This is a genomic window from Nitrosomonas marina, from assembly GCF_900110145.1.
Classification (GTDB): Bacteria; Pseudomonadota; Gammaproteobacteria; order Burkholderiales; family Nitrosomonadaceae; genus Nitrosomonas; species Nitrosomonas marina.
Genome location: NZ_FOCP01000016.1, coordinates 24282 through 46358, shown reverse-complemented (window position 1 = coordinate 46358; position 22077 = coordinate 24282). Strand labels below are relative to the sequence as shown.

The following is a 22077-nucleotide window of genomic DNA, read 5'->3' as shown; positions in this document are numbered from 1 at the left end:
AATTGTATACTCTCAGGTATCATATACCCTAGCATGAATTTATTCATTTTGACGAATCCTTTTTGGACAGTTTTAATTGACTGAACTATGCAGCTTTCTAAAAAAAATGACATCCATACAGATAAGCAAACATTGCTTGCTGCTGAGGCGGCCGGTCTTTTGCGTTTGCACCATTCACCGATAATCCGCAGTTTTTATCTGGCTGCGGGCTGTGCCGCACTCATGCTGGGCGGGCTCGGCGTTATATTACCGGTATTGCCGACCACGCCTTTCGTGTTACTGGCAGCTGCCTGTTTTGCTCGCGGATCTGAACGATTTCACACTAAATTGTTGACCAATCGTTATACCGGACCTGTGATTATTCAATGGCGTATACACAGAAGCATACCACGCAAAGCTAAACGGTTAGCCTATATTATGACAGCACTGTCTTTCAGTGTGTCTATTCTTATAGTTCCGGAAATGTGGCAAAAGATAATGCTCGCAACCATTGCCTGTATACTGGCATTCTTCTTATCACGCATACCTGTTCGATAGTTCAATATCGCAGCATTTACGCGATCGAAACGCAATTCTGAAAATAAATGGCATTTCCATTTTTTTAAAACACGTAGATCGCCTACAATATAGCCTTTTTGGTTTTTAGTCTTCTTCACTGGTATGGAACTATCGCTGATTGCGTTAACACCATTTCTAGGCGCAGGTTTTGTTGCAGCCATCTCACGCCTTGGGCGTTTGCATGCCGCCTGGGGAGCAGGAATCGTTACTCTGGTTGCATTACTCATTCTGCTTCCGTTCATCAAGGACGCCTTTTCAGGTCAAGTGCTGGTGCAAAGTATTCCGTGGATTCCATTACTGGGTATGGAATTTGCCTTTCGCCTTGACGGGTTGGCCTTGCTATTCGTGTTATTGATACTTTGCATCGGACTGCTGATCATTTTATACGCACGGTATTATCTATCCGAGCGTGATGATATGGGACGGTTTTACGCCTATTTGCTCATGTTTATGGGTTCCATGCTGGGTATTGCCACCTCGGAAAACATTATCCAGCTTTTAATTTTCTGGGAATTGACCAGCTTGTCATCGTTTCTGTTGATTAGCTACTGGCAGATGCGGCACGAATCACGCAGCGGCGCTCGCATGGCGCTGGCCGTTACAGGCGGTGGCGGTCTGGCATTACTCGGCGGCTTTCTACTATTGGGTGAAATAGTCGGCAGCTACAATTTGTCGGACATACTGGCTTCGGGCTATCTGATACGCACTCACGAACTGTATCTGCCTATGCTGATTCTAGTGCTTTTGGGCGCTTTTACCAAATCTGCCCAGTTTCCTTTTCATTTCTGGTTGCCCAATGCAATGGCTGCTCCGACTCCTGTTTCTGCCTATCTGCATTCAGCAACCATGGTAAAAGCGGGGGTCTTTCTGCTGGCCCGCCTGTTTCCGGCGCTATCAGGCACCTCGGCGTGGTTCTGGCTGGTTTGTTTTACCGGACTCGTTACACTGGTTGTTGCAGCCTATATTGCAATGTTCAAACATGATTTGAAAGGATTGCTTGCCTATTCAACTATCAGTCATCTGGGCCTGATCACGCTATTGTTTGGCATTGGCACTCCCATGGCCGCACTGGCAGGCGTTTTTCATATCATCAATCACGCGATATTCAAAGCTTCGTTATTTATGGCCGCAGGTATCATCCATCACGAAACCGGCACTCGTGATATGCGCATACTCCGTGGCTTATGGAAACATATGCCGCACACTGCGCTGCTTGCAATGGTAGCGGCCGCATCAATGGCCGGTGTACCATTATTCAATGGTTTTTTATCCAAGGAAATGTTTTTTGCCGAAACCCTGTTTGTCATAAATCAGCCCTGGGGGTGGCTGTTACCGACTATGGCCACACTGGCAGGTATATTCGCCGTAGCGTATTCGTTGCGTTTCATACACAATGTATTTTTTGATGGTGAATCAACTGATTTACCCAAGCAACCACATGAACCGCCTCGCTGGATGAAAGTACCAGTCGAAATTCTGGTTGCCTTATGTCTGCTGGTAGGCATCTTTCCTGCACTGACGGTTGAACCCATATTGGCCGCAGCTGCATCCAGTGTTCTACAAGGCCCTGTACCCGACCATGACCTGGCAATATGGCACGGATTCAATACCGCATTATTCATGAGCATAACTGCATTGATTGGCGGAGTCATTGTCTACCTGGCACGCAAGCCTTTGTTTTCACTTCAGGAGCGAGTGGATAGCATGCTAGATTTCAGAGCGCTTTACGAATTTCTGATGGAAAAACTGTTTGCAATTGCCGACACTATCACACATTTCCTCAATACAAATTCACTGCAACGCATGCTGTTTGTGTTTATGCTGTTTGTGTTGACGCTGGGAATCTACGGCACAATGGCAACCGATGGCGATTATGGTCTGATGGGCGAACGCGACATATTACCGATTGATGGTGTCAGTCTGCTGATTGCCACAGTGCTTGTTGTTGCCGCAGCAGCCACAGCGGTGATGCACCGGCGGCGGCTAATTTCGCTTATACTGCTGGGCACGGTAGGTCTGGGCATATCGCTTATTTTTGTCAAATTCTCTGCGCCTGATCTTGCCTTGACGCAGCTTTCCGTTGAGGTGGTCACAATAGTGCTCATGCTTCTTGCTCTGTATTTTCTACCGCAGCAGTCACCTATTGAATCGGGAAACTGGTTACGTAGCCGTGATGCCCTCATTGCAGCGACAGCAGGCGGGGGTGTTACGCTGCTTGTATGGGCGGTATTAACGCGGCCTTATGAAAGTATCTCAAACTATTTTCTGGAAAACAGTTTACCAGGTGGCGGTGGCACCAATGTCGTCAACGTGATCCTGGTCGATTTCAGGGGATATGATACACTTGGTGAGATTACTGTGCTGGCTCTGGCGGGACTGGGCATATACGCCATGCTGGAACATTTGAAAATCGCCGGTGCCAGCCATGACAGCGAAGGACGCGCCTGGGATGAAGATTTGCACCCAATCATTATGGCGTCTTTTACTCGACTGCTGTTACCGTTAGCACTGCTGGTTTCGATGTTTATTCTGCTGCGCGGGCACAACTTGCCCGGCGGTGGTTTTATTGCCGGACTGGTTACCGCGGTTGCGCTGGTGATGCAGTATCTGGCTAATGGTGTTATCTGGACACAACAACGCTTACCTATCAACATGCATAAGGTTATTGGCTACGGACTGCTAATCGCTACTTGTACCGGATTGGCCAGCTGGATTTTCAATTATCCTTTCCTGACTTCAGCATTTAGTCATATACACTGGCCAATTATCGGCGAATTCGAACTGGCCTCTGCCATGGCTTTCGATCTGGGTGTTTATTTGGTCGTTGTCGGCGCTACATTACTAATTCTGGTTTATCTCGGTCTGATACATCATCAAAGTCACCAGATGAAACCCAGAAAACGGATTCGTTAATGGAACTACTCATTGCAATTATCATTGGTGTACTGACGGCTTGTGGCGTCTACTTGTCGCTGCGTGGTCGTACTTTTCCAGTGGTGCTTGGCCTGACATTTTTATCTTACGCCGTTAATCTGTTTCTGCTGGTCATGGGCCGTCTTACCATCGGCAGTCCACCGATTATCAGTGACAACGCTGCCAATTATGCCGACCCATTACCACAGGCACTGGTATTAACCGCCATTGTCATTAGTTTCGGCATGACTGCCTTTGTGATTATTCTGTCTTTGAAATCCTTTCTGGAAATGGGTAACGACCAAGTCGACGGGAAGCACAGACCATGACAAGTCACCTCGTTATTTTTCCAGTTGTTCTTCCGCTACTTGCGGGAATATTATTGCTATTACTGCCGAGACAGCATCTGCCGTTAAGGCGCACAACCAGCCTGACATCGGTATTTCTACAGCTTGCAACCGCCGGCTTTCTACTTAACACAGTCAATAACGGTGAGATTCTGGCATATGCGCTGGGTAACTGGTCTCCTCCATTTGGTATTGTTTTGGTAGCAGACCGTTTAGCAGTCTGGATGCTCGCGGTTACTGCGCTCGTTGCTGCAAGCGCATTGCTATACGCACTGCGCGGCACTGACAATAGCGGTGCGCATTTTCATGCGTTGTTCCAGTTACAGTTATTTGGTTTGAATGGTGCGTTCTTAACTGGAGATTTGTTTAATCTATTTGTGTTTTTCGAGATTCTGCTGCTGGCATCCTACAGTCTGCTGCTGCATGGAGGCGGCCGATTAAAAACCAAGGCCGGATTGCATTTTGTCGTTATCAATCTTGTCGGCTCAACACTCTTCCTGTTCGCCGTGGGCACGCTATATGGATTACTGGGTACACTGAATATGGCCGATCTCGCAGTCAAAGTTACTCAGGCGCCCGCAGAAGATATTGCGCTTATTCATATAGCAGGCTTGCTGCTGTTTGCGGTATTTGCGCTCAAAGCAGCACTGCTACCACTTTATTTGTGGCTGCCAGCCGCCTATGCTTACACCACGGCAACCGTGGCAGCATTGTTTGCCGTCATGACCAAAGTAGGCGCATACAGTATATTGCGTGTTTACACGCTGATTTTTGGCGCACAGGCAGGTTCTGTATCCAATTTGATTGAATCATGGCTGCTACCTCTGGCTTTACTGACCTTAATAGTTGGCGTGCTGGGAACACTGGCCAGCACACGATTGCGTCAGCAGATAGCGTATCTCGTCATTGCTTCAATAGGAACGTTACTTGCAGCTTTTGGCATGAATACTGAAGCAGGCATTGCTGCAGGGTTGTTTTATTTGCCGCACTCAACATTTGCAGCTGCGGCTCTGTTTCTCCTTGCAGACTGTATTGCCAACCGACGCGACGTGATGGAAGACCAGTTTGAACCGGGGCCGGTCATTCAACAGCAGCGGTTACTGGGCGCACTGTTTTTTATATTTGCAGCACTGATTACCGGCCTGCCGCCATTATCCGGTTTTATCGGTAAATTTTTAATTCTGAATGCCGCCATGTCCCACTCAGCCTTACCATGGATAATGGGCACTATATTAATTACCGGCCTTTTTACGCTGATCGCGCTGGCACGCGGTGGCAGCATGATGTTTTACCGGGCGCAGGCTCCTCATATCTGCCGTATTGATACCAGTAGCGAGATGCCACGAAGCGGCATGTCAGTAACAGCCGAATTGACACCTGTTTTGTGTCTGCTTGTATTATGCATTGCCCTTGTAATCTGGGCAGGCACCATAACCGAATTTACTGCAGGCACTGCCAGTCAGTTGTTACAACCTGAGCTGTATATCCAGTCAGTTTTAAATCTGGAGGTTAAACCGCAATGACCCGGCTGCTACCGCACCCAGTTCTGACACCGGTGCTTGCCATAATCTGGTTGTTACTCAACAACAGCATTAACACCGGACAAATATTGCTGGGTTTGATTTTCGGCTGGGCCATTCCGGTACTCACAATTCATTTCTGGCCAGAAGCAGTATCCATCCGAAAACCGCTTGTGCTGCTCCGATATATTGCTGTACTGTTGTACGACATCATTATGGCAAATTTTACCGTTGCAAGACTGATACTTGGCAATCCTGATAAACTTCACCCTATTTTTATCAAAGTACCGTTGGATCTGACTTCCGATCTGGCCATCAGCCTACTGGCCAACAGTATCACCTTAACGCCGGGCACGTTATCGGCGCGACTTTCAGATGATCAGAGTTATCTGCTAGTGCATGCACTCAATGAAACCGATCCGGACACATTGGTAGCGACAATCAAACATCGGTATGAACACCCGTTGAAGGAGATTTTTGAATCATGCTAGCGATTTCAATTCAAATAGCACTTGCGTTAGTTACCGCAGCTGTCGTCATGAGTTTTTGGCGGCTGCTACGCGGCCCAGATATACCCAACCGCATTCTAGCGCTCGATACTTTGTATATCAATACAATCGCAATACTGGTATTGCTGGGCATCCATCTGGCCAGCGCACTTTTTTTTGAAGCGGCACTCTTGATTGCACTGATGGGATTTATCGGTACAGTTGCGCTGTGTAAATATCTGCTACGCGGAGATATTATCGAGTAAAACCATGCTGGAATTTTTTTTGTCTCTCCTGATTTTAACCGGGGCCACTTTAACATTCATCGGTTCTTTAGGACTGGTCAGACTCAAGGATTTATATACCCGCCTGCACGGCCCAACAAAGGCAACCACACTGGGTGTTGGCTGTCTGCTGATTGCATCGGCAGTTTATTTCAGTACTACAGACGAAAATATCAGCCTGCATGAGATTCTGATCACTTTGTTTCTGTTTATCACTGCACCAGTCAGTGCGCATCTGATAGCGAAAGCATCCCTTCATCTGAGTCTGCCTTCAATAGCAAAAGCACCTGAAACGAATGATAATAATCAAGAAACACCTGATAAAACAGCCGAGGACACCAGTAATTCCAGTACAGATGAAGATATCGAACCCGCCGAACCGGAATTGCCAAAAAATACTACTCGATCACCCGAACAATAACGTGATAACTTCGGCAGACTCGTCAGCACGACAGTTACGCAAGGCTTTAAACAGGCTGGAAAGAATGTCCATTTCTTGCAGGATCCGGCCAGACACTATTCATTAGCTTTATATACTTCGATACGGCTGATCAACCCATCCGGCTCGAAATAGATGCATTCTCGCCCATGTCTTCTAACAGGTTCATCAGCCGCTGCGTCTGTCGCTGTCATGAGAAAATCAAACTCGACGCCATCTGAACCGACCGGACGATAATTCATCACTTCCCAGTGTACATCCGGATAACGCGCAAAAAAACTCAGCATCATTTCATGGATGGCAACACTGCCTTTGTATTCACCAAAATACGCAGAATGATATGTCGCCTCCCCCAGAAACATTGTTTCAATGCGTCTCAGGTCGTGTTTATTGGATAATTCAATATAATTCTTTGCCAGTTCGATATTTTTTTGAACATTCATTAATAACTCCCAGTTACCAACTGATTATTACATAAATTAATTTTTTACAGCTCGGCCAGCAGATTCCTTGCGCATAAATATCCATTCATGATCATCGCTCTCAGCTGCAGCAAATTGATAACCAGCTACATCGAAATGCTTGATATCCTCAGGCGCACTTAATTTATTCACAAAAATGAAGCGACTCATCAATCCACGGGCCTTTTTTGCAAAAAAACTGATGATTTTATATACCCCATTTTTTTCATCCTTAAAAACCGGTGTAATGACTCTGGCATTCAATTTATCCATTTTAAGCGACTTAAAATATTCATGGGATGCAAGGTTGATCAATGTGTCTGCTCGCTGTTTTCGTAATTCCTGATTAATGGAGTCTGTCAGAATATCTCCCCAGAATTCATACAGATTGTTGCCGCGTTGATTTTTCAACTGCGTACCCATTTCAAGCCGGTACGGCTGGATGAGATCGAGCGGACGGAGTATGCCGTACAAGCCAGACAGAATTCTTAAATGATTCTGCGCAAATTCCACAGTCTGCGCATCCAGTGTTTCCGCATCAAGCCCAGTGTATACATCACCCTTGAATGCATACATTGCCTGCTTGGCATTATTCCGACTAAATGGGCGCTTCCATTCATAATAGCGGTTGGAATTCAGCACGGCCAGCTTTGGGCTGATCGACATCAGCCGGCCAATTTCATCGGGCTCCATCGCCTGTAACTGAGTGACCAGCTTCTCAGACTCATCAAGAAAATCCGGTAAGGTAAATTTCTCAGTGCGGGCAGGCGTTTCAAAATCCAGTGTTTTCGCGGGCGAAATAACGATAATCATGCATTTTTATCCTGAAAATATCTGAACGGGGTAACATAATTCCGGACAAGTATACTAAAATCTTGCCTGGCCATTTTGCAAGTACGCAGTAAAACTACATATATTATGACAAAATATGCCAAACGGGCCTATTTGGGCATCACGATCGGCCTGTTAGGCATGGCTCTCTACCTGTCGCCACAAGGCTGGTACCTGGAAGAGAAATACGGTCTGGGCTGGTTGTTCCAACTACGCGGGCCAGTGTCGGCACCAGAAGAAATCATAATTATAGCCATAGACAGGGAATCTACAAATCAGCTGGGATTACCTGTATCCCCCAATTTCTGGCCATGGCCAAGAGAGATTCATGCACGTCTGATAGATCAATTAGCACAATTCGATGCGGAAATCATTGTCCTTGATCTACTATTTCTCGCATCCAGCGCAGTTACCGAACATGATCATCAACTGGCCAAAACGATCGAGAATGCAGGTAACGTGATTATCGTCGAACGATTGGAGTTCGAACAACAGGATTTCTCTGACAGTCAAACAGAGTCACTGCAATTCAAATTATTCAAAGAGAGAAGCGCGCCCCTTTTACCCGAAATTTCATCGTCAGTAATGGCGCATGCACCTTTTCCTTTACCAAAAGAACCTCCTATTAATGCTTACTGGGCTTTCAAACCGGGTATGGGAGATGCGCCAACCATTCCCGTTGTTGTGCTACAGGCTTATGCGTTGCACGCATATAATGAGTTATTTGCGCTCCTGGATAAAGTGCAGGTACCTGGTATTAAGCGGTTACCCGCAAGCCTGGATCAGATAAAAGATATAGAAGCAGTTATTTTTTTTCTGCGGGAGTTGTTTATCGATCAACCTGAAATCAAGCAACAACTCATTTCAGAACTGCATGCCAGTAACCTTGATTATCAAAAAAGAAAACTGATACTGTCACTGGTCAATTTATATACAGGCCCCGAAGCACATTATTTGAATTTTTATGGACCACCTCGCAACATCGAGACTATTCCGGCTTACCAGATTCTGCAACCCAATGAAGAGTCGATAAATGTACTGCCCAATAAAATCAGGGGAAAAGTAGTTTTTGTCGGATTATCTGCAGCAACACATATTGAAACAGACCAAATTCGAGATACTTATCATACCGTTTTTACCGATGCAGAAGGCATAGAGATAAGCGGCGTGGAAATCGCCGCCACTGCATTTGCTAATTTGTTAGAAAATAAACCTGTCAGCGCTTTTCCCTACGCCGGCAGTCTCGTATTAATTTTTACCATGGGCTTGACACTCGGCTTTGTTTTTCCAGTGTTATCCAATCAAACTCTGTCAGCAGCCAGCATCATCACGGCAGTCGCCTATACTGCCGTTGCCTGGTTGATGTTTAAACAAGCCGGTATCTGGCTGCCGCTGATTATTCCCCTGTTGATTATCATTCCGGGTACCATTTTCGGCTCAGTCCTGCTCAATTACTACACTGCCAAACAAGAACGCGATCAGCTTCTGGAATTATTTGGTCAGTTCACACCTGAACGTGTGGTCGGAGACTTAACGAGGCATATCAACGCCAATTTGCGCAAAGATCAACTCGTTTTTGGCGCCTGCATGTTTACCGACATACAAGGTTATACAACGCTGGCAGAGAAAATGGATGTCCGCGAATTACGACGGCTAATAGACGATTATTTTAGAATTCTGTCTCGTTCGGTGAGAGAAAACAATGGTGTTGTGTCTGAAAAAATTGGCGATGCCATGCTGGCAATCTGGGAAGCCACCACTGCCAGCAAAATGCTCAGGGAAGAGGCCTGCGAAGCAGGTCTGGCTATCATCAAAAATCTTGATAGCTTTAACCGGGAGAGTTCCCATCCGGCATTGCCAACGCGTATTGGTATTCATTTTGGCAAACTGCTGGTCAGCAAGCTCGGGTCTATGGACAACTATATCTACCGTGTGATCGGCGATCTTGTCAACACAACCAGTCGTATCGAAAATGCCAACAAATTTCTGGGTACCCGTTTACTGGTCACCGGCGAAGTGATTGCCGGCATAGACCGATTCTTGACGCGTCCATTGGGCAGCTTTCAGCTTGCCGGCAGATCAAAACCAGTCTGCCTGTTTGAATTGATTGACTATCAGCAAACTGCCAGTGACAAGCAACGGCTGTTATGCACGCTGTTTGCAAATGCGCTTGATGCCTATAGCCAGCAGCATGAAAACGCGGTTCGGCAATGGACTGAGATTCTTAAACTATTCCCGGATGATGGTGCTACAAAATTCTATCTGGGTCTTTGCGCGCAATCGTCACCCGATCAATGGGAGCCTGTAATAAAATTTACCAAAAAATAATTCATATACTTCTGAAGCTGATGTGTAGATTATTTCAAGCGTAACCAAGCAAACAAGATGTTATATGTAGTTTCTGCCTGGCATCATCCTTGAAAATACTTTTCACAACAAATTCTCCTGCAAGAAGAAGAGCAAGCACTATCCCTGCTTAATCTGCCCTTCTTCCAGAATAAATTCAGGATGATTTTGTGCACCTAAATCCGGTGGTAATCGGAAAACACAGCATTTTGCATCAGACTGTCGTATAACCGCCTTATATGTGTTTCCCCCTAATGAGACTTCACCATTACTATTACTGATTACTGTTTCACTGCCATTACTTCCTATTTCTATAATTTGACATTGGTTATTAATTTTTTTAACGGTATAAGCTGCCATTGTTACCTCCTGATTAATAGTTTAAAGTGAGTCTTGCAAAAAACGCTCTTTCCGGAATGAATCTTGGGCTGATTGCTTCAGCCTGTTCGAAATTAATATTTCTGTAATAAAAATGCTGATCCAGCAGATTTCTGGCTTCCAGGCTCAATATACCTATGCGTTTGGGTAACCTGAAACCAATAAATGCATCCAGCAAGAAAAAAGAATCAATCCCGGAATTGGTAGATGCAGGATTTCTTTTTTGCATATTGATTATGTCTAGTTTTCGTGTCAGGTCTTGCCTGACAAAAGTACCTGTTATACCTGAAAATAAGCCGGAAGGATGAAAATATTTGACGCTTACCGGAGCAATCAGCCTGTGAATACGCACCGGTTCTCGGTCTAAAAATATTGTGTCATCTGTTTTGCGGCTAAATTGTTCATATTGGAATTCTCCTTTGATCGCCCAGTATTTGTGCGGCGTCCAATACAAATAAGCACGATACAGGTTTTCATTTTGCTTCTGAGAAACTTCATCATTCTCAAAATTTATCTTTGGAACACGCAATCTACGTTTAGAGGCTTCGAGACCACTATATAGTGTGTGGCCCAGATAATAATCCAGTCCTACACCCATGCGCTCTGATCGTGTTCCGTTAAAATCATCAAAAAACTGATTAAACCCAGCTACCTGTGTCGGCTCAAGTGTTTGTTGCGCAATCAGGTGCGATTTGGTTGTCTTAAACCATGCAGCCCGTAATCGCAGATTATCAAATAAATTCCACTGCATGCCGATCTTGGGATTGGTCTTGTCTGTCCGTTTTCCGGATAATGTGCTTGTAAATGTGTCATAACTCAAACCAAGTGTTAAATTAACGTCGCGCAGGTAGTTGATGTTGGTATATGCGTATGCATTCTCACGGTCCATATGCCTGAAGGGCAGGTCTCTACGTTCGTTATCTGTTTTATCAATCCAGCTAAACCGATAAATGCTTCCGCCAGTAACCGTATTAAAAAATTCGTGGCGTAATTGATGCTGTGCTTCAAACTGAAAACCTTCATTTTTCAGTGTGTCTATATTAATTTTTTCAAAACGGTCTATATATTTTCCAGAAACAATCAAATTCTGGTCAGGAGAAATTTCATACCTGGCGCCCATACGTGCTATATCCTCTTGAATATTGCGCCGATAATTTTTTCTAAACTCATAGGCATCAAAGTCGAGCAAAAGATCTCCATGCTTGGTGTTACGCGTGCGTATTTCAGCCTGAACATTGAGTTTGGGCGTAAAGGCATGCTGAATAAACGCATTCAGTACATCGTGATTCTGATTGTTGTTGGGACGGAATCCATCGCTTTGATAATGAAACTGCCCCAGACTGATCGAGGTCTTGTCGTAAAGCTGTGAATAGACAATTTCATCACCGAAGGTGCTCTTGCTGCCTGCAATAGTAGATGCAACGAACTGAGGACGGTTGCGTTCCATCAAAGGGGCGAATTCATTAAAGCCGGCCGCGGTCGGGCCGGTACTGGTGATGATATTCAGATCAGCGACGGCAAGTTGAGGCTGTACCGGGTTGGTGTTGATCGGTTGCAGCAGTTGTGCTTGCAGTAATTCGCTGACGCGTGCGATTTCATGACGTGGGATATTGACATAGATATCCGACAAAAATCGGTGCGCCGAATGATTCGAAGGATCAAGGCTTAAGGACTGTGCTGTCTGCATAATGGCTCGTTTTTCAAAACCCAGGTTGTCGTAAATTCTCGACAGGCTGGAACCTCGCGCAGCCTCATCCTGGTCGAGTAGTAGCCGTGATCGATAAACAGCCCGATTGTCGTTCAATTCAATTGATTTTTGGATAGCCTGCAGCGCTTCAATCGGTTGATTTTGTGTTTGGTTTTGAATGGCATCATAAAACCAGGGTGTTGGATCGTTCGGATCGCGATCTCTAGCCAGCTCAAATTGTGTTTTGGCGGTTTCGTAACGTTTTTCCTCAAAATAGGCTTTGCCAAGATAACTGCGGATCAAAGAACTACCCGGATCGAGACTGGCTGCAATTTCCAGTTCGATGCGCCCGGTTTCCAGCTCTCCTTCTCGGATCAGGGCCAGCCCCAGTCCAAGACGTGGTACCGGATCAGTTTGATCCAGATGAATAGCCCTGAAAAAAAACCGTTTTGCTTTTTTCGTATTAATTTTGGATAAATACGCAAAACCCAGCACGGATTGTGTTCGGGCAATGGCGGGATTCAACCTGACAGCTTCGGTGGCCGCATCCAACGCCAAATCGAGTTCGTTTTCTGCCATCTGAAGCTCCGCCATTCGCGCCCAGATTAAAGCGTTTTGCGGATCAAGTTCTAGCGCCCTCTGCACACTTACTAGTGCTGCTTCAATATCAAAATATGCCTGTTGTGCATAGGACAACGCAAGCCTTGCAGTCGGCGAATCCTGAGCCAATGTAACCGCGTTATGTGCAAGTTCGAGCGCCAGTGACTTATCGTTTTGCGTCAGCGCGATGACTGCGCTCAATGCGTAAGCGTTGCTGTTGGCAGGATCAGATACACGTATCTGATCGATGATTGCTTTGGCTTCGGCAACACTGCCCAGTGCGAGCATACGCGCCGATTCGGCAATTTGAGCGGCGAAATCCTGCTTATCGTCACTGTCCAGCCAGTATTCAATGATCGTCGGGTAATGCAGCGCCCACTGAACCGCATCAATCGGGTTAAGGAGGATATCCTTGCGCGGCGGCTGGTTGTCGTATGCAATGACCTGCTCGTGTCCTTCAAGCGACACTTCACCATACATATTGGTCGCGGAAACCCGGCCTTCAAATACAACAATCCGTGTTCGATGTTCGTCTACACGAACTACAAATTCAGTGCCTTCGACACCCGCATTCATGAATGGCGTATGGACCTTAAACGGTTTTGGCGTGCGTGTCATGATATGGATCGCACCATTGATCAAATCCATCAATGATGCAGATTTGTTTTTGTTGGCCGCGGGAAATGTGATGGTGGTTCTCTGATCGAGTGTCAGGTTACTTTCATTCATCAACCGCAACGTTGCTTTACTGCGCTTGCGGGTGCGTAATTGATCTCCGGCACAGAGTTCGGCGCCTTTTTCAACCGGTTGCCAGGCCGTCTCCCTCATCCGGCGCAGCTCAACCACGCCTTGTGCTGTAACAACGCGTGCCGCGGCCTGCACACAGACCTCTGCACTATACGCGATTCGCATAAAAACAAATTGCGTCAGCATTAAAAGCAATGCCACAGGAATAGTTGAAGATCTGGCTATCCTGTATTGCTTATTGCGCGCCATAAACAGATTCTGCCTGTATTGTATTTGCCAATGCGATTCTAATTACAATTATGTTCAAAACATGGTCAAGTCTGTTTATTAATACAAAACAACTACCAGCTAAAGTTGGCAGATTAATGACAATGACTAAAGCAAGATATAAATCTCAAGGCCCGTGTAGCTTTCAGCTCTGAATAGCATCACCGCTTGGCTCAAAATAATGCGCCAAATAGTTTTGCAGCATTCTTCTGTCAACTCCCCTGATGTTGCATAAACGTAAAAGTATCCTCGTCACAAAATACACTCCAGTAGCACTTTTTTAGTCAGGAACACTTTCAGCGACTTCGCAGAAGCTTTTTATCTCATACTCCTTATTATTTCGCTTGGCGCCGTATTCGGCAGGTGTGTGTTCAATGTTATTGTGGCTCGAATTTGATTCTAACCGAATAACCCAGCACGCGCGCGTAATCCTCGACGGTCGCCAATCTCGGTGAAATGCTTGAATTCAGGCTTTCCAATCGGGAGATATTGCTTTTTTTTGTGCCCAGCAGGTCTGCCATCTGTTCCTGGGTTACGCCCGATCTTTTACGCAATGCGATCATCTGGCGCTTCATGTAGAAAGAGGTAGACAGTACATCATGCCCGTCTTTGACCACCGTGTCTTCCAACCCCGTTTGCTTGAACTTTTCGAATGTTGACCGTTTATGCGCCATCCCTTTATACCTCTTTCAGTATTTTTGCGCCGCCTTCATCCAACGCTTGTATATATTGTTATTCTTATTAATCACAGTCATGAGAATAACGATTCCTTTTTTGACAGTACAAGCAACGACCGGGAAATATCTTCGCGTCCTTTGGTCCGGATTTCGAACAATTCACGGGTCAGGCCGCCCCAAATTGAAACCGGAAACCGAACCGAATACCTAATTCAATTCCGCAATGCAGTGAAAACCGGCGAGAATTCTCGGCAGCAGCGCTGGAATATTCACCCGATATTCTCATTAAGAATCAGATCGCCCCTGTTACAACCGAAGTTATCGAATATGATAACAGCTGTCAAGCTCGTTAACGCCTAACAAACAGAAAAAACATAAAGAAAAAATTTCCTAGAAAAGAAACGGATACCACTGCTTCTTGTGCCTATAGTGCACAAGCGCCATTGCCGCCAATTGACAAAATTCATGAAATGGCATGTTATATAAAAACAAAAAGAGTTGGCGCTTATGCCAACTCTTTTATTTTTGGTGGACAGCAATGGAGAAATCTCGAACCACCTTTTTTCAATCCTACAGGACTGGAATGAGAGCTTGAAAGGGTCGCCGCTGGATATTTGCCTACATCCCGAACCATAAAATAAACCATAACAATCTATTACTGACAGCGGTGCGTCGATAAACCGGCGCATCGCTGTTTTCATATCTTCAAACCATTTTTCGTTTTTTTATCGCTTCCGTTTCCCGGCGGGCGGAAGCCGGGTGTGTATCGTTCAAGCAAAGGAGTTATTGAATGCCCGCACACACACCAAAACAAACCTCGCCTTTTTGCCTGCGCCTGACACCGGAAGAACGTGCTTTACTTGAGCGCGAAGCCGCCGGTCTGCCGCTCGGCGAATATGTCCGCCAGCGGGTCTTTGACGAAAACCGCACCAAGCGCCGCACGCGAAACAAACATCCGGTCAGGGATCACCAGATTCTTAGCCAGCTTCTGGGCGAGCTGGGAAAATCAAGGCTTTCGAACAATCTGAACCAGTTGGCCAAGACTGCCAATAGCGGCCTGCTGATCCTCACCCCTGAAGTTAAAACAGCGCTTTTGAACGCCTGCGCCGATATCCGCCATATCCGCGAAGCCCTCATGAAATCCCTCGGCCTGGATAAGTAATCCCATGATCATCATCGCTTCCCAGCGCGGCGGCGCGGCCAAGCTGGCTGCGCACCTGCTGAACGACCGGGATAACGATCATGTGGAGCTGTTTGAGGTCAGCGGCTTTTTATCCGATACGCTGGACGGGGCTTTACAGGAAGCCCGCGCCCAGTCGATGGGCACGCGCTGCGACCAGTATCTGTTTTCCGTCAGTTTGAATCCGCCAGAGACGGAAAAAGTCGATATATCCGTTTTCGAGCAGGCGATCAGCCGGATCGAAGAGCGCATGCATTTGCAGGATCAGCCGCGCGTCATTGTCTTTCATGAAAAAGAAGGAAGACGCCATGCGCATTGCGTCTGGTCGCGCATCGATACGACAGAGATGAAGGCGGTCAATCTGCCGTTCTACAAAAACAGGCTCATGGAGATTTCCAGGGAAATCCATCTGGAGCAAGGCTGGAAACTGCCTGCCGGTCTGATCGAGCGCGGACAAAGCAATCCGCTCAATTTTACGCGGGCGCAATGGGAACATGCTAAACGGTTGGACGACGACCCTCGGCTGATCAAAGCTGCTTTGAAAGAATGCTGGATGGTATCGGACAGCAAAAAAGCGTTTGAAAGCGCTCTGGAACAGCGTGGCTACACGCTTGCCAAGGGTGACCGGCGCGGAATTGTCGCCGTGGATTGGCGCGGCGAGGTCTATTCCCTGTCAAAATGGCTGGATGTCAAAACCAGGGCACTCAAAGAACGGCTTGGCGATCCTGCGCAGCTTCCGACTGTAACCGACACCATCGCGAAAACTGACAAACGGCTTGTGGAGCGCATACAAAGCTTCACCGCAGAGATCAGGCAAACCAGCCGCGCCCGTCTGGAACCATTAATGGAACAGAAATCACGTATGAAAACGCGGCACCGGGACGAGCGGCAAAATCTTGCCGATACGCAAAAACAGCGCTGGCAGCAGGAGAGCGCAGACCGGCAAGCGAAATTGAACAAGGGACTCCGGGGTCTGTGGGATCGCCTGACCGGACAGCACAGCCGCACCAAGAATCAGAATGAACGCGAAGCCTGGAAAGCGCTTGTCCGTGACAAAGAGCAACAGGAAAGTTTAATCCAGCGCCAGCTAGAGGAACGCCAGGCATTGCAACGGAATATCACCCATGTCCGGCATGAGCAGAACCAAGAGATCGAGCACCTGAAAACGATGATCTTTTCCGCATTGCCACCGGAGATGAAAGCCAGACTTCAGGAACAGTTCGGGCAGCGACAAGCGCGGCAGAATGCTCCGTCACAGCGGCAGAATCAAGATTTCGACCTGTCGATGTAGTTTTTACCACCACTTTCAAAGAAAGACGAACACATGAACAAAACCTTCTTCCGAAAGGAAAAGCGGATACCGCTGTTTCTTGTCCCAAAGGTGCGCAAGCGTCATGTGCCACCGATCTATAAAGATCATGAAACGGCATGGAAGCTTTTCGCCGAAGGGGCGCTTAGAAACAAGGTGTTTCACGACGATGTTTTAAGCCGGGGCAGCAAATGCCTGGCCTGCGGCCAGCCGCTCAATTCCGGCAAAACAAAATATCCGCATATCGAAAAACATCATCATTGTTATATACGGCTCTGTACCGGCACAATCCTGCCTAACGATTCAGCAGATATTTACCGGGAAGCTAAAAATTCAGAATTCCCGTACGTCCCCGATTGCAGGCAGTGTAAAGCAAACAATCCCGATTATTACGAGGGATGCATTAAAAAAATCTTCCCCGTTCATGGCAAATGCCACGGCCATATTCACGAGGTGGAGAAAGTGTTGTTTGACCGGCTTAGCGAGAAGTTAAAGGCAGTTTTTTCTTCATATCTATAAAGAATCTAATGCAGTCAACGCAAACACAGTTCATGGCTCTGCATCTCGTGTATTTGTATGTTATACAGTAGCAAAGCTGATAAACATTGCTACCATCATTTTTAATGTTAGAAACATAGAAGATGTGCAGAAGCACATGAATCATTTAATTTCGTACAAAATAGAAAATGAAGCCATGAAAACCTTTCAAGACCTGTATATCTATCTCAATGACGCGACCATAGAAGAACTAATCGAAGCACTGTCCAAACAATGTCACGGGACGTGGATTCGTGCAACGGAGCAAGAAAGACGATCCGATATTGTTGGAGAGCCGATTTACTGCTTTGAACGAAAAGAAACTGCCGATATGCCAGCAGCAGGTTTATCGTTATTTTCTAGAGGCGATAATTCATGGTTTGTGCCGAACGTTGTACCTCTAAAATTACGTGAACTCACGACCGATCAATATAATCGTGTATTAACTGATTTTGTTGAACTCGTACTTAAACCAGCGCTAGAGGGTACATCCACTACTTTTGAGATTTCAAATGATGAAATCTTTTTACAAAATGTGGTTGGCGAATCGGCTGCACGCGCTCTTGATACGTTTTCCTCCTGTGCCAATAAATCTACGGGTAGTTCACATCCTTCAGATCAGAAACGGTGGTTTGAATTTTTGGTGAAAGTATCCAGGTCTGGTAATCAGCTTCCAACTGATTTGCTTATACATGCTTTGCTTGAACAGGGATGGAGCGATGATTATGCTCATAAACTAGCGATTGAATTTGAGTTTGCTCAGGATCTTCTAGCCTACGCTCAGGATCATTGATCGTGTTCAAACCTGTGACTGAAATTTGCCAGACTGTAACGGGAGTATCTGCGCCAGTACTATTCTTGGACACATGCATCTTGCTTGATATTATTCGGTTACCCTACCGTTATACGCTGGATTTACAATCCTGTGCAGCGGCAAAAAATATAATTGATAACTCCAGTGTTGAGAACAGAAAGGTCTGGCTGGCAACGAGCGAGACTGTGCACGGCGAATGGGAAGCAAATGCTCAGTCAGTACAATCTGAATTGGATGCTGAAATAAGTAATGTAGAAAAAACGCGATCCAGAATATTCAGCATTGCATCAGATTTACTGAATAAACCCTACGATCCGGGGCACAATACCGAGATGATTAATCTCGGTTCTGCGCTACTATCAATGTCAGAAAAATTGCTCAATACGTGTGAGATTGCTAGTGTAGAGGAGAAACACTCTTATGCCGGAATGTATCGTGTACGAAAGAATATTCCGCCAGCCAAGCGAGGAAAGCCAGAGGCGCAGGATTGTGAAATATTTGAAACGTTTTTAGCGTTAGGCCACGCACTGAGGCAAAATGGATTTAACGATAGAATCTGTTTCGTAACGTCAAATACGAATGACTATTGCTTAACAAAGAAATGCCTGGTACAAAATGATCTGGATAAAATTGAAGCTGAGTTTGTCACAAATCTACAATGGGCTGGTGCAATTGCCGATGGGCGTGCATAAAAAGACGTTTTACTATCTTCCTCAAATAGTGTGAGTTAACTCGAAAAGTTAATTTAGATCAATTTTGAGCCGATGAACACTTAACCTAATCCCGGCGCGGGTAAATGAGTGTAATGTGCCGGTCGTTCTTCGGCGGCGGGCATTTTCTGCTCCACTTCCAGCGGATGCGCTTCGATATAGGCCAGCACTTCGGGCAGGCCGTCATGCTCTTCGATTTCGGCGAAGCGTTGCTTGAAAAGCATTTGCGACGCCTTCACCTCGACAAGGGCCGCGACTTCCGGCGGCATATCCGGCGTTACGCGATCTGGCAGGCTGGCAAAGGCCACCTGCACATCAAGGACAGGATCGTCATCGAACCATGAAGCCAGATAGCGCCTCGTGTCCTGCACGGCGCTGCTCAGGCTTTCAGCGGTTTCCTGCGCCAGATTGACGGCACCGCTCTTGAGCTGTGCATAATTGTCGTAAAGTTTTTCCGTGATGTAGCCTGTACCAATACCGCCTCCAAGACCGCCAATAATGCCGCCTACGATAGCGCCTGCGGCGGTTCCGAGGCCGGGTACGGCAGAACCGATCATTGCGCCTGCTGCCGCTCCGGCAGCGGCTCCAGCAAAGCTACCGCCATTGGACGCTGTTTCAATCGTAGCTGATCGGGCGGCAGCGTCCAGGTCGCCGCGTGCAAGATCAAGCTCGGTTTCTCCGTAAGGTACGGCGGTTTCATAGAATATCTCCGCCGCTTCGGCCTTTGAGCTTCCACTCGCCAAAGCAAAAGCACTGGATAATGTGCCGAGGGCGATGCCTGCAACCACGCCGCCGTTCCTGCCAAGTTTTCCAGTAGTTTCGGAAAGCTTTCCAAGAGCGCTGCCTTTGGCGTCCAGTTCGCCTTTATAAGCAAATTGCTCCCTTAATTCCGCTTTTACGAGCGTATTCAGGTTGCCGTCATGAGCAGCCGCAGCGTGTAGCTCTTGCATTTGATGTTCCAAGTCTCTGATTTTTAATTTTTCTTCATGTGTGTTCTGTCTGTTTTCTATTTTTGCTTTTCTTTCTAAAGTTTGGGCTTCCTCCATTAAATCATGGGTAAACGTATTCACCCGGAGCATATCGCGTTGCTGAATTTGAATTTCAGCTATATGCCCATTTTCAAGACCGATTTTTGTGTTTATGTCCCGATAGCCTGTTGTTGTGACCGGGTGAACGAACTTATCTTTCATGGAATCAACGTCCAGCTCTTCCAGTATCGCCTGCTTGATCGCCGTTATCTGTTCCGGCGTATCAACGATAAAGCGTCCTCTGACAATATCCTTTATCTGGCGTGTATCACCCTTATAATCGGTATTAACTTTGGCTAAAGCGCGATCAGGCTCTTTTAGCGGCCCAACTTCAAAAGTAACGTTTTTGAATAATTCGGGATTTCTGACCTTCAGACGATTCAGAAAATCTTGCGCGGATTTCTCCAGTACAGGCACAGAGGATTCCGCCTGTTTGTACAGATCGTCAAAAGACAAGTCAGGTTGTGGTCTTCTTATACCATCCCCCATAACACACCCTAAAATTACTTACTCTTTTACCTCAGCTTTTTACTGGCTGAATTTATGGATTAAGCCGTCTTCAGCCTGGCCCGGAATTTAGCCCCGGATTTATTGTTTTTTCTGCATACATACGCTGACAGTGCTGTATAAAATCTTCTGCTGTTATTTCTTCTATTTCATCGCTTTCACGAATTCTTATGAGAAATTCTCTATCCTGTTCGAGTTTTCCTGTTTCTCGGTTAGGATATTCAGCATCGACATTAATGTTGTATTCAGGATCAACGGTTGCACGAATAGGCATGTAGTCTCCCAGCAGGTAATATCTATATTTCGGTTCAGTGCTCATCATTCTGTTTCCTTTAAGTATCTTTATTACTGTTTCAAGTTTTTTAATTTAACGCGACATTTTCTGATCTGCCCAGCATGGCCTCTGCACGTTCGCGAAACTGTTCTGGCGTAATTTCTTCGACTTCAAAGCTGTGTTCCAGACGACTCAGGTAAGTCGCATCCTGAACGAGCGTTCCCTTGTCGCAATTAGGAACCTCCGCGCCCATTCGCTGCCCTTTAGCGTTGAACGCCACTCGAACGGGCACGGTGTCGCCCAGCAGGAAATATTGATATGTCACAGCTTTTGCCTCCATAACGTTACAGCCTCGCTTCCTGAATTTCATGACCGGCAGACGGGGCGGCTTTGATCAGTCCGAATACGCGGTCTTTGTTGATTCCGATTGCATGACACAGCTTTTCGATAGATTGCCGGTAACGCTGGCCAAGTATTTCAGCTTTTCCGGGATCAATTCTGTCAAGCGCTTTGGCACGCTCTGGATGCAGATTGTCCATGTTGTCCGCAATCTTAACCATCATGGCTTCCCGGTTCCCGGAAGCGATCAAGTCGTCGATGACATCCTGGTAATCGCGCTCGTCCTGCGGATTTTTTGTAACCAGGGAGACGATTTCAATACAGGCTGGCGAATAGTTTTTCTGCTTTAAATCGGTCGCAGTTATGCCGCAATCTTCGATCACGTCATGCAATAACGCCGCCATGACTACATCATCGCTGCAATCGGGGAAAACTCTTCGAATGTTATGGGCTACGCGCTGCGGATGGTTTGCGTAGGGTTTTCCGGCATGATCCGTCTGGCCCGCGTGCAATTGTTTTATCCAGGCGACCGTATAGTCAATGTCCGGTTTCGTTGTTTGCTCAAACCCCATATGCGGCATATCGGCTCTTCGTTTGTTAAATACTATTGCTGCCCGTATACTCTATACCATGAAAGCTAAAATTTAGTAAAAAAGCCATAGTTTTCAATCATTCCAGCAAACCAACCTGCGCAAGGCCCGCTCAAATTCATCGAGATTGTCGTTATTGATCAGCTTCACGACATATTTCGGATAATCGGCCAGGTCATTCATCATGCTGGCGTATTTCTTCATTTGAGCGCTCGCCTGTTCGATCTGGTCAGGTGTAGGCATAGC

At 46.5% G+C, this 22077-nt stretch carries 23 protein-coding genes; 13 read left to right on the top strand and 10 right to left on the bottom strand.

Annotated elements, in window-relative coordinates; genetic code table 11:
• Positions 1 to 87 precede the first annotated feature (87 nt).
• The 7 genes from BMX44_RS11325 to BMX44_RS11295 all read left to right on the top strand — a co-directional run bounded on the left by BMX44_RS11325 (position 88) and on the right by BMX44_RS11295 (position 6531).
• Positions 88 to 537, top strand: a complete 450-nt coding sequence (locus BMX44_RS11325; RefSeq protein ID WP_090633081.1) for a YbaN family protein — start codon at positions 88 to 90, stop codon at positions 535 to 537.
• A gap of 123 nt (positions 538 to 660) precedes the next feature.
• The gene (locus BMX44_RS11320; protein WP_090633079.1) at positions 661 to 3471 is read left to right on the top strand and encodes a monovalent cation/H+ antiporter subunit A; all 2811 of its coding nucleotides are present in this window, start codon (positions 661 to 663) and stop codon (positions 3469 to 3471) included.
• Positions 3471 to 3800 (top strand): Na+/H+ antiporter subunit C, encoded by a 330-nt coding sequence (locus tag BMX44_RS11315; RefSeq protein WP_090633077.1) that lies wholly within the window; start codon positions 3471 to 3473, stop codon positions 3798 to 3800. Before BMX44_RS11320 ends, BMX44_RS11315 begins: the two co-directional genes overlap by 1 nt.
• Positions 3797 to 5341: a monovalent cation/H+ antiporter subunit D gene (locus BMX44_RS11310; protein WP_090633073.1), complete on the top strand. Its 1545-nt coding sequence runs from the start codon at positions 3797 to 3799 to the stop codon at positions 5339 to 5341. The genes BMX44_RS11315 and BMX44_RS11310 overlap by 4 nt, the downstream gene beginning before the upstream one ends.
• The gene (locus BMX44_RS11305) at positions 5338 to 5829 is read left to right on the top strand and encodes a Na+/H+ antiporter subunit E (RefSeq protein WP_090633071.1); all 492 of its coding nucleotides are present in this window, start codon (positions 5338 to 5340) and stop codon (positions 5827 to 5829) included. Before BMX44_RS11310 ends, BMX44_RS11305 begins: the two co-directional genes overlap by 4 nt.
• Positions 5823 to 6092, top strand: a complete 270-nt coding sequence (locus tag BMX44_RS11300; RefSeq protein WP_090633069.1) for a K+/H+ antiporter subunit F — start codon at positions 5823 to 5825, stop codon at positions 6090 to 6092. The genes BMX44_RS11305 and BMX44_RS11300 overlap by 7 nt, the downstream gene beginning before the upstream one ends.
• A 4-nt stretch (positions 6093 to 6096) precedes the next feature.
• Entirely contained in the window at positions 6097 to 6531 is a 435-nt protein-coding gene (locus tag BMX44_RS11295; RefSeq protein WP_090633068.1) for a Na+/H+ antiporter subunit G, read from the top strand.
• A gap of 95 nt (positions 6532 to 6626) precedes the next feature.
• Here the strand turns inward: BMX44_RS11295 and BMX44_RS11290 are convergent, their stop codons facing one another.
• Complete coding sequence (locus BMX44_RS11290) at positions 6627 to 6992, bottom strand: nuclear transport factor 2 family protein (RefSeq protein WP_090633066.1); 366 nt, start codon at positions 6990 to 6992, stop codon at positions 6627 to 6629.
• A gap of 36 nt (positions 6993 to 7028) precedes the next feature.
• Entirely contained in the window at positions 7029 to 7823 is a 795-nt protein-coding gene (gene yaaA / locus BMX44_RS11285) for a peroxide stress protein YaaA (protein ID WP_090633064.1), read from the bottom strand.
• A 105-nt stretch (positions 7824 to 7928) separates the two neighbouring features.
• On the opposite strand from yaaA, the gene BMX44_RS11280 reads away from it, so the two are divergent.
• A complete protein-coding gene (locus BMX44_RS11280; protein ID WP_090633061.1) occupies positions 7929 to 10169 on the top strand; it encodes an adenylate/guanylate cyclase domain-containing protein in 2241 nt (746 codons plus the stop codon).
• A gap of 138 nt (positions 10170 to 10307) precedes the next feature.
• On the opposite strand, the gene BMX44_RS11275 is transcribed toward BMX44_RS11280, so the two are convergent.
• The 3 genes from BMX44_RS11275 to BMX44_RS11265 all read right to left on the bottom strand — a co-directional run bounded on the left by BMX44_RS11275 (position 10308) and on the right by BMX44_RS11265 (position 14540).
• Complete coding sequence (locus BMX44_RS11275) at positions 10308 to 10547, bottom strand: hypothetical protein (RefSeq protein WP_090633059.1); 240 nt, start codon at positions 10545 to 10547, stop codon at positions 10308 to 10310.
• Between the two features lie 13 nt (positions 10548 to 10560).
• On the bottom strand, positions 10561 to 13848 hold the full coding sequence (locus tag BMX44_RS11270) for a FecR domain-containing protein (RefSeq protein ID WP_245738912.1): 3288 nt from the start codon (positions 13846 to 13848) through the stop codon (positions 10561 to 10563).
• 395 nt (positions 13849 to 14243) lie between these two features.
• Positions 14244 to 14540, bottom strand: coding sequence for a helix-turn-helix domain-containing protein (locus BMX44_RS11265; protein WP_090633057.1), 297 nt, complete (start codon positions 14538 to 14540; stop codon positions 14244 to 14246).
• 793 nt (positions 14541 to 15333) lie between these two features.
• Between BMX44_RS11265 and BMX44_RS11255 the strand changes: the two genes are divergently transcribed.
• From BMX44_RS11255 to BMX44_RS11235, 5 genes are all read left to right on the top strand, one after another.
• Positions 15334 to 15705: a plasmid mobilization protein gene (locus tag BMX44_RS11255; protein WP_090633054.1), complete on the top strand. Its 372-nt coding sequence runs from the start codon at positions 15334 to 15336 to the stop codon at positions 15703 to 15705.
• 4 nt (positions 15706 to 15709) lie between these two features.
• The gene (locus BMX44_RS11250; protein ID WP_090633051.1) at positions 15710 to 17014 is read left to right on the top strand and encodes a relaxase/mobilization nuclease domain-containing protein; all 1305 of its coding nucleotides are present in this window, start codon (positions 15710 to 15712) and stop codon (positions 17012 to 17014) included.
• Between the two features lie 33 nt (positions 17015 to 17047).
• A complete protein-coding gene (locus BMX44_RS11245; protein ID WP_090633049.1) occupies positions 17048 to 17551 on the top strand; it encodes a hypothetical protein in 504 nt (167 codons plus the stop codon).
• A 136-nt stretch (positions 17552 to 17687) separates the two neighbouring features.
• A complete protein-coding gene (locus BMX44_RS11240) occupies positions 17688 to 18362 on the top strand; it encodes a hypothetical protein (protein ID WP_090633045.1) in 675 nt (224 codons plus the stop codon).
• 2 nt (positions 18363 to 18364) lie between these two features.
• A complete protein-coding gene (locus tag BMX44_RS11235; protein ID WP_090633043.1) occupies positions 18365 to 19075 on the top strand; it encodes a PIN domain-containing protein in 711 nt (236 codons plus the stop codon).
• 80 nt (positions 19076 to 19155) lie between these two features.
• Here the strand turns inward: BMX44_RS11235 and BMX44_RS11230 are convergent, their stop codons facing one another.
• From BMX44_RS11230 to BMX44_RS16845, 5 genes are all read right to left on the bottom strand, one after another.
• The gene (locus BMX44_RS11230) at positions 19156 to 20610 is read right to left on the bottom strand and encodes a RelA/SpoT domain-containing protein (RefSeq protein WP_090633041.1); all 1455 of its coding nucleotides are present in this window, start codon (positions 20608 to 20610) and stop codon (positions 19156 to 19158) included.
• Positions 20611 to 20680: 70 nt separating this feature from the next.
• The gene (locus BMX44_RS11225) at positions 20681 to 20947 is read right to left on the bottom strand and encodes a hypothetical protein (protein ID WP_090633039.1); all 267 of its coding nucleotides are present in this window, start codon (positions 20945 to 20947) and stop codon (positions 20681 to 20683) included.
• 43 nt (positions 20948 to 20990) lie between these two features.
• Positions 20991 to 21227: a hypothetical protein gene (locus tag BMX44_RS11220; protein ID WP_143056934.1), complete on the bottom strand. Its 237-nt coding sequence runs from the start codon at positions 21225 to 21227 to the stop codon at positions 20991 to 20993.
• Positions 21228 to 21246: 19 nt separating this feature from the next.
• A complete protein-coding gene (locus tag BMX44_RS11215; RefSeq protein ID WP_090633034.1) occupies positions 21247 to 21822 on the bottom strand; it encodes an HD domain-containing protein in 576 nt (191 codons plus the stop codon).
• Positions 21823 to 21906: 84 nt separating this feature from the next.
• The gene (locus BMX44_RS16845; RefSeq protein ID WP_177167736.1) at positions 21907 to 22074 is read right to left on the bottom strand and encodes a hypothetical protein; all 168 of its coding nucleotides are present in this window, start codon (positions 22072 to 22074) and stop codon (positions 21907 to 21909) included.
• Positions 22075 to 22077: the final 3 nt, after the last annotated feature.